Origin of the sequence: Microbacterium sp. Root280D1 (genome assembly GCF_001428975.1) — a bacterium.
Classification (GTDB): domain Bacteria; phylum Actinomycetota; class Actinomycetes; order Actinomycetales; family Microbacteriaceae; genus Microbacterium.
Map to the genome: position 1 here is coordinate 609,837 of NZ_LMJK01000001.1, position 12,582 is coordinate 622,418.

Consider the following 12,582-nt stretch of genomic DNA (forward strand, 5'->3'; position numbering starts at 1 on the left):
CCGGCGTCAGCTCTCGGGCGGACCCTCGGGGCGGTGCGCGCGGCGGCCGTTCACGACGACCGGTCGCCCTGCGCGCTCCTGCCCCGGCAGCGGGCGCGAGCGTCGGCCGTAGATCAGCTCCGACGAGTCGAGCAGCCACGGCACGAGCGTGATCGAGACCCCGTGCACGAGCATCAGCTGGTTGGCCAGGCGGCGGGAGCGGCGGTTGTGCAGGAACGTCTCCCACCAGTGCCCCACGATGTACTGCGGCAGATAGACCGTGACCACGGACGAGCCGTGCTTCTCGCGGTACTGCTTGATGAACTGCGTCACCGGCTGTGCGAACGACCGGAACGGCGACTCGACGATCACCAGCGGGATCGGCACCAGGTGGTCTGCCCAGTCCTTCTGCAGCTGCGCGGCATCGTCGGATGCGACGGCGACGTGCACCGCCAGAGTCTTGCCGTGCTTGGCGGCGATCGCATAGTCGATGGCCTTGATCACGGGCTTCTGCAGGCGGTTGACGAGCACGATCGCCAGGTCGCCGGTCGCGCCGAACTTCGTCGTGTCGTCGATCGCGATCTCATGCTCGACGTCGCGGTAGTACCGCTTCACACCCATCATCAGGAACGCCAGCACCGGGATCGCGAAGAACACCAGGTAGGCGCCGTGCGTGAACTTCGTGATCGTCACGATCAGCAGCACCGCCACCGTCATCGCGGCGCCCACCGAGTTGATGACCAGCCCGATCTTCGCAGAGCGGCGGTCGGATGCCGAGGCGCCGTCGACGCCCGACCCGGGAGTCGTCTCGAGCGGCCCGCGCAGCACGCGGCGCCAGTGCCGGACCATGCCGATCTGCCCGAGCGAGAACGACACGAAGACGCCGATGATGTAGAGCTGGATCAGCGTGGTGAGCTTCGCCTGGAACACCACGAGCACGATGATCGCCGCGATCCCCAGCACGATCATGCCGTTCGAGAACACGAGGCGGTCGCCGCGGGTGTTCAGTGACTTGGGGGCGTATCCGTCACGGGCGAGCACCGAGCCGAGCAGCGGGAATCCGTTGAAGGCGGTGTTGGCCGCCAGCAGCAGCACGCAGGCGGTCGCCGCCTGGATGATGAAGAACAGGATGCTGCCGCCGCCGAACGTCGCAGACGCGATCTGCGCCATCAGGCTCGGCTGCGGGTTCGAGCAGTCGAAGCCGATCAGGTCGCACGGGTTCTCGGCGTAGTGCACGCCGGTGATCAGGGCCAGGGCGGTGAGCCCGGCGAACAGGCACGCGGCGATGGAACCCATCAGCACGAGCGTGGTCTGGGCGTTGCGGACCTTCGGGGTGCGGAAGGCGGGCACGCCGTTCGACACCGCCTCGACGCCGGTGAGGGCCGAGCATCCGCTCGAGAACGCCCGCAGGATCAGAAGGATCACCGCGGCCTGGCCGAGGTCTTCGGAGTGCACGGCGAACTCGGCGCTCGAGGCGACCGGCGCATCGCCGAGGAAGGTGCGGAACAGCCCGGTCACGATCATGAAGCCGACGGAGGCGATGAACACGTAGGTCGGGATCGCGAAGACGAGCGAGGCCTCGCGCACTCCTCGCAGGTTCACCAGGATGATGAGGATCACGAATCCGACCGCCAGCTCGACGCGCAGCGGATCGAGGCCCGGCACCGCCGAGATGATGTTGTCGACGCCGGATGCCACCGACACGGCGACCGTCAGCACGTAGTCGACCAGCAGCGCGGCCGCGACGATGACGCCGGGGATCTCGCCGAGGTTCTTCGAGGCGACCTCGTAGTCGCCGCCGCCCGAGGGGTAGGCCTTGATGAGCTGCCGGTAGCTGAGCACGACGACGATCAGCAGCACGACGACCGCGACCGCGACGAGCGGCGTGAACGACAGGAACGTCAGTCCGCCGATGAGGAGGATCATCACGAGCTCCTGCGGCGCGTAGGCGACCGAGCTCAGGGCGTCCGACGCGAAGATCGGCAACGCCATCTTCTTCGGGAGCAGCTGATCGTCGACCTGTGCGCTCGTCAGCGGGTCGCCGATGAGGATGCGCTTCACGCGAGGAGGAGCGTCGAGGTTGTCCCGGGTTTCATCTGACACGTCGGGCGACATTACGCCCGCGAACGGCTTCCTCACGCGTTCCTCACGGAATCCCTACGGGTGCCCCGGTGTCCCTAACGGAATCCTTACGCGGCCGAGGCGGTCACTCGGAATGAGGGCGCGGCATGTACCACTCGGTGAACGCGGTCGCCCGGCCCTCGGCATCCAGTCGGACGATCCAGAGATTGAGATAGTCCCTTTCAGACGGGTACTGCGTGCGCCCCTCGATCGCCACGAAGTCGTCATCCTCGCGGACGATCCACCACTCGAACGACCACGTGCCCGGATCGTCGAGGTCCTCGAGCCAGCCGGCGACGATGTCGGCCCGACCGACCCGCGGCTCGGCGTCGGGGCTCGTGAGGTAGATCGCGTCTTCGCTGAAGAGCGCCGCGATCTGCTGCGGGTCGTTCGATCGCCACGCCTCGACGTACGCCTCTGTCCACTTCTCGCCTGCGGTAGCCATGTCGTCCGTTGTAGACCCGGCCTCCGACATCGTCAAGACCGCGCCGGACCGAATTTCTCATCGGCGATGCACAGCCTGCGCCGATCACGAACGCGTAACGTCGGATGCATGACGTCCCTTCAGCTCACCGACGATGCGATCCAGCAGACTCGGGAGCTCCGCGATGAGTTCCAGCGGTTCCTGCGCGAGTACGAGTTCGGGATGCGGGAGGTGGAGACGAAGATCTCGATCCTGCGTGACGAGTTCACCCATCACCACGCGTACAACCCGATCGAGCACGTCAAGAGCCGGTTGAAGACCCCCGACAGCATCGTCGAGAAGATCGCCCGCAAGGGCATCGTCGAGCCTGACTTCGAACGCATCCGCTCCGAGATCACCGACATCGCCGGCGTGCGAGTCACGTGCAGCTTCGTCGCCGATGTGTACCGCCTGTTCGACCTGCTCACCGCGCAGGACGACGTCACCGTGCGCACCGTCAAGGACTACATCGCCACGCCGAAGGAGAACGGCTACAAGAGCCTGCACGCGATCATCGAGGTGCCGGTGTTCCTGTCGACCGGGGCGCTCGCGGTGCCGGTCGAGGTGCAGTTCCGGACCATCGCGATGGACTTCTGGGCCAGCCTCGAGCACAAGATCTATTACAAGTTCTCGAACCAGGTGCCCTCGCACCTCGTCGACAGCCTGACCGATGCGGCCGAGGCCGCCGCCGAGCTCGACAGCCGCATGGAGCGTCTGCATCGCGAGGCGCACGGAGTGCCGCAGCGCCAGCTCGCGCCGCCGCCCCCGCCGCACGTCGTGCAGGTCTGACCCGACGCTCGTCGTCTCCGGTGCGCGGCGCACGCGAGCGGCGCGGTGTTGCGCGCGGCGGCGGGCTCCGGGAGCATGGGCAGGTGGTGAAGACGCAGCAGCCCCCGGTCGCCGACCTCGAGCGCACCCTCGTCGAGCTCCCCGGTCTCGACCGCGGACGCCAGCTGTGCGAGTGCGACCACGGCGACGACGAGGCCTATGCCGCCTGCGGACGCAAGGCCAAGTGGCGCGTCACGGTCGACTGCGTCTGCGGGGAGAACCACCCGCGTCGCGTCGAGATCCTGTGCTCCCGGTGCCTGCGCACTCTGCGCCAGCTGCAGGACCGCGACACCATCACCGCGCGGCGTCTCTGACGCACCGGCGCTCGCGACCATCCGTTCGCGCCTTCGCTCCGAACAACCGCTGACCACACCGTCGGCGGTGCGAAGGAGCAGATCATGGCACAGCGCAGCAAAGACCCACAGCGCAGCAAGGGCAGACGATTCATCCTCTGGGCAGCACTCTCGGGTGTGATCAGCGGTGCCGTCTTCCTCGCCACCGCAGAGCTGTTCGCGCTGATCTTCGCGCGCTCAGCGAGCCCGATCCTCGCGGTCGGCGGTTTCGTGATCGACATCGTGCCGCAGCCCTTCAAGGAATTCGCGATCGCGACCTTCGGCGAGTACGACAAGATCGCGCTGCTGGTCGGTCTCGGTCTCGCGGTGGTGATCGCGTCGGCGATCGCCGGAATCCTTCAGCTGCTCCGTCCCCCGCTCGGCGTGATCGCCCTGGTGGTCGCGGGCGCGCTCTCCACCGCGGCGATCGTGACGAGGGCGGGAGTCACGCCCCTCGCCTTCCTGCCACCCGTGCTCGGCACCATCGCAGGGTCGATCCTGATGGTGCTCCTGATCCGCCGTCTGAAGACGTGGAAGGCCTCGGCGGTTCCCGCCGTGATGACCGACCGCAAGGGTGAGGGTCTCGCCGCGACCGGCACCGGGACGGTGGGCCAGGATGCCGCGCAGCCGCCGAAGGATCTGGGGCGTCGGCAGTTCTTCATCCTCGCCGGGATCGCGAGCGTCTCGGCGGTCGTCGTCGGCATCGCGTCGCGCACGGTGAGCATGACGGTCGCCTCCGTGGCGTCGATCCGGGAGGCGCTGAAGCTCCCGGCGCCGAAGTCGACGGTCACGGTGCCGAAGGGCGCCGAGCTCGACATCCCGGGCCTGAGCAAGCTGTTCACCCCGAACAAGGACTTCTACCGCGTCGACACCGCGCTGACCGTGCCCACGATCGACCCCAGCACCTGGCGTCTCGTGATCGACGGCATGGTCGATCAGCGCGTCGAGATGAGCTTCCAGGACCTCCTCGACATGGGGCTCGACGAGTATGCGATCACCCTCACCTGCGTCTCGAACGAGGTGGGCGGCGACCTCGTCGGCAATGCGAAGTGGCTCGGCGTCCCGCTGCGCGATGTTCTCAAGAAGGCAGGGGTGAAGTCCGGAGCCGACATGGTGCTGTCGAAGAGCGTCGACGGATACACCGCGAGCACGCCGCTGTCGGCGCTGACCGACGACAACCTCGATGCGATCCTCGCGGTGGGCATGAACGGCGAGCCGCTGCCGCTCGAGCACGGGTTCCCGGTGCGCATGGTCGTTCCCGGTCTCTACGGCTACGTCTCGGCGACGAAGTGGCTGACCGAGCTCAAGGTGACGACGTTCGACAAGGACGAGGCCTACTGGACCCCGCGTGGATACAGCGCCGAGGCGCCGATCAAGTTCGCCTCGCGCGTCGACACTCCCAAGGTCGGCGAGGCGGTCAAGGCCGGCCGCATCCCGATCGCGGGCGTCGCGTGGGCGCAGTCGGTCGGCATCGAGCGGGTCGAGGTGCGCATCGACGAGGGCGACTGGATGCCGGCGACGCTGTCGGCACCGATCAACGAGGACACCTGGGTGCAGTGGTTCATGGAGTGGGATGCCACGCCGGGCACGCACTACGTGGCCGTGCGAGCCATCAACAAGAACGGCGACCTGCAGATCGAAGAGCGGGCGCCGATCGCGCCGAACGGTTCGTCGGGGTGGCAGCGGTCGCTGATCCGAGTCGCCTGATGCCGGTGCGTGACCCCGGGTCTCGCCCTAGTGTGGGAGCCATGACGTCGCTCCCCGCCTGCGTGATCACTGTCTCGGATCGATCCTTCACGGGTGAACGCGAAGACAGGGGAGGGCCGATCGCGGTCGGGCTGCTGCGGGATGCCGGGTGGCACTGCCCGGATGCCGAGGTCATCGCCGACGGCGCCACCTCGGTCGCGGATGCGCTGCGCCGAGCGGTGGCCCGCGGCGTGAGGCTGATCGTGACGACCGGGGGGACCGGCGTCAGTCCGCGCGATGAGACGCCGGAGGGCACCCGTCGGGTGATCACCCGCGAGGTGCCCGGCATCGCCGAGGAACTGCGCCGCAGCGGCCTCGCCGACACCCCGCTGTCCGTGCTCTCTCGTGGCGTGGCGGGCATCGTCGACCCGGCCGGATCGCTCGTGGTGAATCTTCCCGGGTCGCCCCGGGCCGTGGCATCCGGTGTTCCCGTCGTGCTCACCGTCGCCAGACACGTCGTCGACCAGGTCGAGGGCGGTGATCACTCGTGAACGAGGTGCGGATCGCAGCGATCTCGGAGGAGAAGCTCGACGTCGACGCGCATCTCGCTGCGGTGGACGACCCGGCCCTGGGCGGGGTCACGACCTTCATCGGGCGCGTGCGCGACAACGACCCCGATGCGGCGACCCCGGTGGTCGGGCTCGAATACAGCTCGCACCCCGATGCGGAGCCGACGCTGCGACGCATCGCCGAGGAGGCGGCAGCGGATGCCGTCGGCGACGCCAGGGTCGTGGTCGCCGTGAGCCACCGCATCGGTCGCCTCGACGTCGGGGATGCGGCTGTGGTCATCGCGGTCGCGGCAGAGCATCGTGCTGAGGCCTTCGAGGTGTGCCGCGCGGTCATCGAGGACATCAAGACGTCGCTGCCGGTGTGGAAGCGCCAGGTCGAGTCGGACGGCTCGACCTCGTGGAAGGGCATCGGCGGCTGAGCCGAGTCGCGGCTGCTTCACGCGGCCATTCGCGCTTCCGAAGGCCGTTTTCGGCATCCGCGTCCTTCTGACGCGCAGATCGCCGCACGAAGCGCACGCCCCGCGGGCATCGCTTCGCCCGCGGCCTATCCCCCGGCGAACGGGGGAAGCACGTCGATCAGCTGGGCGTCGTCGAGCGGACGGTCGTCATCGCTGCGCACACCGTCGACCATGACCGCGCACCGCGGAAGGATGTCGGCGAGCGCCGGATGGTCGGCGACGACGGCGGCGCGCAGCTGCTCGAGCGAGTGCTCGCCGCGGTCCTCGGCGTCGGTGCCCGCGGCCTCGGCGGCCGCAGCGAAATAGCGGACGCGGGTGGTCACTGCGTCTCTCCCTCGCGCACCCAGTCGCCCGAGCGCCCGCCCGACTTCGCGACGATGCGCACGTCTTCGATCACGACCGAGCGGTCGAGGCCCTTGACCATGTCGACGATCGCGAGGGCGCTCACCGAGACCGCTGTGAGGGCCTCCATCTCGACGCCGGTGCGGTCGGCGGTGCCCACGGTCGCCTCGACGTGCACGCCGTCGTCGACGATGTCGAGCTCGACCGACGCGCGGTGCACGCCGATCACGTGGGCGAGGGGCAGCAGAGCGGGTGTCGACTTGGCCGCCTGGATGCCGGCGATGCGGGCGACCGCGAGCACGTCGCCCTTGGGTGCGGTGCCGTCGCGCAGGGCAGCGATGACTTCGGTGCCGCAGCGCACGAATCCGCGCGCGGTGGCGGTGCGGACCGTCGGCTGCTTGCCGGTCACATCGACCATGTGGGCGTGGCCGGCCGAATCGAGATGCGTGAAGCTCATCCGACCAGCATGACATCGATCGCATCGCCCACGGCGACGGCCTCGACCTCAGCGGGCACGACGGCGAACGCGTGGGCGCGGGCGAGTCCGCCGGCCAGGTGCGATCCCGAGCCGCCCGAGGTCGCCGGGCGCACGGTCCTGTTCACGAGGTCGACGACGGCGGGCAGGTACTGACGGCGTCCCGGCGGGGTGGTCCACGCGGCATCCGCGGTGAAGGATGCGCGCGGGCGGTGGATCTCGGAGCGACCCTGCAGCGCCAGCAGCGCGGGGCGCACGAACACCTCGAACGACACCGCCACGCTCACGGGGTTTCCGGGAAGACCGAACACCAGAGTGCCGGCGTCGAGCACGCCGAACGCCTGCGGCTTGCCCGGCTGCATCGCGACGCTCGCGAACTCGACCTCGCCCTGTCCGTCGAACGCGCCGCGCACGGGTTCGTACGCACCGGCGCTCACGCCGCCGGTGAACACGATCACGTCAGCGCCGCGTTCTACGGCGGTCGCCGTGACGGTGCGCACGGCATCGGCGTCATCCGCGACGCGGGCGACGAGCACGACCTCGGCGTCGGCATCGGCGACGAGGAGCTCGAGCAGCGGACCGTTGGAATCGGGGATGCGGCCGCGCGCTGCGGGCTCGCCCGGCTCGAGCAGCTCGCTGCCGGTCGATACGACGGCCACCCGGGGTGCGCGTGTCACCGTCGCGCTCTCGACCCCGGCGGCGACGGCGGCGGACAGCTGGAACGCTCCGAGGCGCTCGCCGGCGAGCACCACTGCGTCACCGGCGCGCAGGTCGGCGCCGCGACGGCGGATGAACGCTCCTGCGGTCGACGGTGCGCGCAGCACCCGCACCTCGCCGAGCGAATCGGCGAGACCGCCGACGGTGTCCTCGAAAGGCACGATCGCGTCCGCCGCCGTCGGGGCGGGTGAGCCGGTCATGATGCGTGCCGCCTCGCCGGCTCCGAGTGCCGGGTCGTCCGACACCCCGGCGGGCAGATCTGCGACGACGCGGAGCACGACAGGGTTCTCGTCGGATGCCGAGGCGACATCCGCCGCTCGCACGGCGAAGCCGTCCATCGCGGAGTTGTCGAAGAGCGGGATGTCGTGCGCCGCCGTCGCAGGCTCTGCGAGCGTGCGCTGGGCCGCGTCCCGGATCGCCCGTGTCTCGGCGGGCAGTGCGCGTACGGCATCCAGCACCCGCGCGAGCTGATCCTCGACGGATCGGCGGCCGCCGTCCGCGGCGCTCATGCCGACACCGCCGAACGGATGGCGATCTCGTGCTGTCTCGAGGTGAGGGAGTCGATCATCGCGAGCCGGCCGAGCAGCGGCTCGCCCGCCCCGGTGATGAGCTTCACGACCTCGCCCGCCAGCATCCCGCCCACCTGCACGCACAGGGCCCCGAGCACGCCGACCTGCGCGCAGCTGGGCGGCTCGCCCTCGGTGCCGAGCGGGAAGAGATCGGTGAGCACCACGGGCGTGTGGCCTTCGGGGGGATTCGACCAGAACACGGTGGCCTGCGCGTGCCACTCCTGCACGGCACCCCACACGAGCGGGATGCCGAGGGTCTCGGTCGCAGCGGCGACGTCGCGGCGGGTCGCGAAGGAGTCGCTCGTGTCGACCACGATGTCGGCCCCGGCGAACAGGCGCTCGGCGTTCTCGGAGTAGAGTCGCTCGGAGGCCGTCATGACCTCCGCCCCCGGTGACAGTGCGCTGATCGCGCGCGCCGCCGAAACGGTCTTGGGGCGGCCGATGTCCTCGACACGGTGGGCGAGCTGGCGCTGCAGATTGGTCAGCTCCACGATGTCGTCGTCGATCACCGTGATGCTGCCGATTCCTGCCGCGGCCAGTGCGAGGAGCACGGGGGAGCCGATGCCGCCGGCGCCGACCACGGTGACGTGGGCCGCGGCGAGACGGCGCTGCCCCTTCTCTCCGATGCCCGTGAGTACCGCGTGCCTGGCGGTGCGGACGAGTTCGGCCGGGTCGAGGGCGGGCGCGGGAGCGACGAGCGGCTGCATGGCACCAGGCTATGCCCGGGGTGAGCGATTGCGGCGGGCGCGAGGGTATTCGTCCGGAGTTCGCCGCGGACGGATGCCGCGCGAGCGCGTTGCTTCCGCGAATGCGGTGATTTACTGTGTCAGCATCCGCGTCTGCGGTAGTGTGCCCCCATGCAGAGCTTTCGGATCGCCCGCGCAGCACAGCTGCTCGGAGTGAGCGATGACACGGTGCGGCGCTGGATCGATCAGGGCCTGCTGCCGACGACGGATGCCGTCCCTGCCGAGATCCCCGGTGACGCTCTCGCCGCCCGCGCTGTGGAGCTCGCCGAGGAGGCGCAGGCGTCGGATCATGCTCTCTCGAGCGCCCGCAACCGCTTCGTCGGCATCGTGACGCGCGTGCAGATCGACGGAGTCATGGCACAGGTAGATCTGCAGTCCGGACCCCACCGCGTCGTCTCGCTCATGTCGGCCGAGGCCGCCCGCGAGCTGAACCTGGAGGTCGGCTCGCTCGCCACCGCATCCGTCAAGGCGACCAACGTCGTCGTCGAAGTGCCGAAGGGCTGACATGAATCGCGCCCTGCGTCGCACCGTCGCGGTCGTCCTGGCCGCCGCCGCTCTCGCCCTCACAGGGTGCACCGCCGAAGCCCCGGCCCCTGCCAGCTCGGGAGATGCACCGGAGAGTGCCGTCAGCGGCGAGCTCACGGTGTACGCCGCCGCGTCGCTGTCGGGCGCCTTCGACGAGATCGGTGCGGCCTTCACCGACGAGAACCCCGATGTGACGTTCAGCGGCGTCTACGACGGATCGTCGACGCTGGTCACCCAGCTGCGCGAGGGCGCTCCGGCCGACGTCTTCGCCTCGGCCGACGAGGCGAACATGGACAAGCTCGAGGATGCCGCGGTCGACCCGACCCTGTTCGCCTCCAACACGCTCGTGATCGCCGTTCCCTCGGGCAATCCGGTTCGCGTCGAGACCCTCGCCGATCTGGCCGACGTCACCACCGTGCTGTGCGCCCCCGAGGTGCCGTGCGGCGCCGCCTCGGCGACGCTGCTCTCGAACGCCGGCGTCGTGGTCGACGCCGCGAGCCTCGAGCAGAACGTCACCGCCGTGCTCACCAAGGTCGCAGCCGGTGAGGCGGATGCGGGCCTCGTCTACGCCACCGACGTCGTCGGTCGCGACGATGTCGAGGTGATCGTGCCCGACGGTGCCGACGAGGTCGTCAACCACTATCCGATCGCGACGCTGTCGGAGGCATCGAACTCTGCGGCCGCCGACGCGTTCGTCGCGTTCGTGCTGTCGGATGATGGCCAGAGCATCCTGGCCGACTTCGGCTTCGGAGCGCCGTGACTGCGGCCGCTTCACACGGATACGCGCCGCGTGCCCTGGCCATCCCGGCCCTGATCGGTCTCGCGTTCCTCATCCTCCCGCTCGCGGCGCTCGTCGCCCGTGTCGAGTGGTCGACCTTCATCGCCGACGTGACGTCGGAGGCCGCGCGCTCGGCTCTGCTCCTGTCGCTCGGCACCGGGCTCGTCGCCACTCTTCTGTGCATCGTGATCGGTGTGCCGCTGGCGTTGACGATCGCCCGCTCCGGGCCCCGCCTGGCCGCCGTGCTGCGGGCCGCTGTCACGGTGCCGCTCGTGCTGCCGCCGATGGTCGGCGGTGTCGCCCTGCTCTACCTGTTCGGGCGGGCGGGGTGGTTCGGCGGTCTCGGGATCTCCTTCAGTACGCCGGCCGTCGTGCTCGCGCAGACTTTTGTGGCGCTGCCGTTCCTCGTGCTGGCGGTCGAAGGGGCTGTGCGCACCTCCGGCGTCGAGTACGAGCGGACCGCCGCCGCGCTCGGAGCCGGCCGCTGGACGATCCTGCGCCGCATCACGCTGCCGCTCGCGGCGCCCGGGATCGTCGCGGGCGTGGTGCTGTGCTTCGCCCGGGCCATCGGCGAGTTCGGCGCGACGGCACTCTTCGCGGGCAACCGCCCCGGCGTCACGCAGACCATGCCCCTGGCGATCTACACGGCCTTCAACGGCGCAGGCGTCACCCAGGGGGCCGCGGTCGCCCTCGCGCTCCTGCTGCTCGTCACGGCGATCCTCGTGCTGCTGCTCGTGCGCGGCTGGCGGCCGGGTGCCGCTCGATGAGCGCGCCTACTGTCGCCGGGCTGCGCGCCCGCGTGGTCGTGCCGCGAGAGCACTTCACCGTCGATGTCTCGCTGCAGGTCGAGACCGGCGAGACGGTCGCCGTGATGGGACCCAGCGGAGCGGGCAAGTCGACGCTGCTGCAGGCGCTCGCCGGACTCGAGCCGCTGGGCGGGGGCGAGATCGCCGTCGAGGGTCGGGTCGTCGACCGGTTAGCGAAGCCTCGGATGAGGACCGAGCCGATGCGCCGCGGGGTCGTGCTGCTCGGGCAGAAACCGCGGCTGTTCCCTCATCTCTCGGCGCGCGAGAACGTGGCGTTCGGGCCACGGGCGGCGGGCACTGACGCCCGCGCGGCGCGGGCGGGGGCCGACGATTGGCTCGCACGGGTCGGACTCCCCGGCTCCGGTGAACGGATGCCGCACGAGCTCTCCGGCGGTGAGCAGCAACGGGTCGCGGTCGCTCGCGCGCTCGCGGCATCCCCTCGCGTCGTGCTGCTCGATGAACCGCTCGTCGCCCTCGACCCCGAGACGGCCGGCGACATCCGGCGGATGCTGCGCGACCAGCTCATCTCGACCACGACCGTCGCGGTCACGCACGATGCGGCGGACGCCGTCGCGCTCGCCGACCGGCTGATCGTCGTCGAGGCAGGCCGCGTCACACAGTCGGGGCCGGTGCGCGAGGTGCTCGCCGCCCCGGCATCCGGTTTCGTCGCGTCGATCGCCGGGGTCAATCGCCTGGTCGGCGTCGCACGCGGGGGATCGTGGAGCTGCGGCGACGCACGGTTGACCAGCGCCCAGCCTGCGTCGCGTGCTCTCGCCGCGACCGACGGCGTTGCGCTCGCCGCGGTCTTCCGCCCGGGCGATGCGCGGGTCGCCGAGGCAGGCCCGGGGTCGTGGACCGCTGTGGTGGCGCGCATCGAGCCCACGCTGGGTGGCGTGCGCGTGCACACCGATGCAGGCGCGATCGACCTGTCGCTGGATGCTGCCGGAGGCGTGGCGGTCGGCGACCGGGTTCGGTTGCGGGTGGACCCGGCGCTGGTGCGGTTCGTCGCAGTTCCGTGAGCTGCAGCCGTGCGCTGAGCTCGCCCGATGACTGGTGAACTCCCGGCTGAATCTCCAGCCAGGTGGCCTGGGCGAGCGCCGCGCGTCCCGAGAGGACCTGGCAATATGCCGGTCGTCGCGCCCGCATGGGCCGCGCGACGCGGGGCGCGGGTAGTCTCGGAACATGTCG

15 protein-coding genes are annotated in these 12,582 nt (G+C 70.2%); 9 read left to right on the forward strand and 6 right to left on the reverse strand.

From position 1 onward, the window contains the following. Positions 1 to 6: 6 nt before the first annotated feature. Positions 7 to 2,094: an APC family permease gene (locus ASE34_RS03035; protein ID WP_053098550.1), complete on the reverse strand. Its 2,088-nt coding sequence runs from the start codon at positions 2,092 to 2,094 to the stop codon at positions 7 to 9. A 91-nt stretch (positions 2,095 to 2,185) separates the two neighbouring features. Then, complete coding sequence (locus ASE34_RS03040; protein ID WP_056276387.1) at positions 2,186 to 2,545, reverse strand: nuclear transport factor 2 family protein; 360 nt, start codon at positions 2,543 to 2,545, stop codon at positions 2,186 to 2,188. Between the two features lie 108 nt (positions 2,546 to 2,653). Here ASE34_RS03040 and ASE34_RS03045 point away from each other — a divergent pair, with 108 nt between their 5' ends. The 5 genes from ASE34_RS03045 (at position 2,654) to ASE34_RS03065 (ending at position 6,397) form a co-directional block, all read left to right on the forward strand. Further along, positions 2,654 to 3,352: a GTP pyrophosphokinase family protein gene (locus tag ASE34_RS03045; RefSeq protein WP_053098552.1), complete on the forward strand. Its 699-nt coding sequence runs from the start codon at positions 2,654 to 2,656 to the stop codon at positions 3,350 to 3,352. Positions 3,353 to 3,435: 83 nt separating this feature from the next. After that, the gene (locus ASE34_RS03050) at positions 3,436 to 3,705 is read left to right on the forward strand and encodes a hypothetical protein (protein ID WP_053098553.1); all 270 of its coding nucleotides are present in this window, start codon (positions 3,436 to 3,438) and stop codon (positions 3,703 to 3,705) included. Between the two features lie 84 nt (positions 3,706 to 3,789). Continuing rightward, entirely contained in the window at positions 3,790 to 5,430 is a 1,641-nt protein-coding gene (locus ASE34_RS03055) for a molybdopterin-dependent oxidoreductase (protein WP_056276389.1), read from the forward strand. A gap of 41 nt (positions 5,431 to 5,471) precedes the next feature. Beyond that, the gene (locus ASE34_RS03060) at positions 5,472 to 5,960 is read left to right on the forward strand and encodes a molybdenum cofactor biosynthesis protein B (protein ID WP_056276392.1); all 489 of its coding nucleotides are present in this window, start codon (positions 5,472 to 5,474) and stop codon (positions 5,958 to 5,960) included. Continuing rightward, positions 5,957 to 6,397, forward strand: a complete 441-nt coding sequence (locus tag ASE34_RS03065; protein WP_056276396.1) for a molybdenum cofactor biosynthesis protein MoaE — start codon at positions 5,957 to 5,959, stop codon at positions 6,395 to 6,397. Before ASE34_RS03060 ends, ASE34_RS03065 begins: the two co-directional genes overlap by 4 nt. Positions 6,398 to 6,522: 125 nt before the next feature. On the opposite strand, the gene ASE34_RS03070 is transcribed toward ASE34_RS03065, so the two are convergent. The 4 genes from ASE34_RS03070 to ASE34_RS03085 are packed head-to-tail and all read right to left on the reverse strand — an operon-like array spanning position 6,523 to position 9,246. Next, positions 6,523 to 6,759 (reverse strand): MoaD/ThiS family protein, encoded by a 237-nt coding sequence (locus tag ASE34_RS03070; RefSeq protein WP_056276399.1) that lies wholly within the window; start codon positions 6,757 to 6,759, stop codon positions 6,523 to 6,525. Further along, the gene (gene moaC, locus ASE34_RS03075; RefSeq protein WP_056276402.1) at positions 6,756 to 7,235 is read right to left on the reverse strand and encodes a cyclic pyranopterin monophosphate synthase MoaC; all 480 of its coding nucleotides are present in this window, start codon (positions 7,233 to 7,235) and stop codon (positions 6,756 to 6,758) included. The genes ASE34_RS03070 and moaC overlap by 4 nt, the downstream gene beginning before the upstream one ends. Then, positions 7,232 to 8,479, reverse strand: a complete 1,248-nt coding sequence (gene glp / locus ASE34_RS03080; RefSeq protein ID WP_056276404.1) for a gephyrin-like molybdotransferase Glp — start codon at positions 8,477 to 8,479, stop codon at positions 7,232 to 7,234. Before glp ends, moaC begins: the two co-directional genes overlap by 4 nt. Then, complete coding sequence (locus tag ASE34_RS03085) at positions 8,476 to 9,246, reverse strand: HesA/MoeB/ThiF family protein (RefSeq protein WP_056276408.1); 771 nt, start codon at positions 9,244 to 9,246, stop codon at positions 8,476 to 8,478. Before ASE34_RS03085 ends, glp begins: the two co-directional genes overlap by 4 nt. 150 nt (positions 9,247 to 9,396) lie before the next feature. Between ASE34_RS03085 and ASE34_RS03090 the strand changes: the two genes are divergently transcribed. Genes ASE34_RS03090 through ASE34_RS03105 form a run of 4 tightly spaced genes read left to right on the forward strand, consistent with a single transcriptional unit; the run spans position 9,397 to position 12,413 of the window. Next, a complete protein-coding gene (locus tag ASE34_RS03090; protein ID WP_056276411.1) occupies positions 9,397 to 9,789 on the forward strand; it encodes a TOBE domain-containing protein in 393 nt (130 codons plus the stop codon). 1 nt (position 9,790) lies between these two features. Beyond that, positions 9,791 to 10,570, forward strand: coding sequence for a molybdate ABC transporter substrate-binding protein (gene modA, locus ASE34_RS03095; RefSeq protein ID WP_056276413.1), 780 nt, complete (start codon positions 9,791 to 9,793; stop codon positions 10,568 to 10,570). Then, on the forward strand, positions 10,567 to 11,355 hold the full coding sequence (gene modB / locus ASE34_RS03100) for a molybdate ABC transporter permease subunit (protein WP_056276416.1): 789 nt from the start codon (positions 10,567 to 10,569) through the stop codon (positions 11,353 to 11,355). The genes modA and modB overlap by 4 nt, the downstream gene beginning before the upstream one ends. Next, positions 11,352 to 12,413: a sulfate/molybdate ABC transporter ATP-binding protein gene (locus tag ASE34_RS03105; protein ID WP_056276419.1), complete on the forward strand. Its 1,062-nt coding sequence runs from the start codon at positions 11,352 to 11,354 to the stop codon at positions 12,411 to 12,413. Before modB ends, ASE34_RS03105 begins: the two co-directional genes overlap by 4 nt. The last annotated feature ends 169 nt before the right edge of the window (positions 12,414 to 12,582 follow it).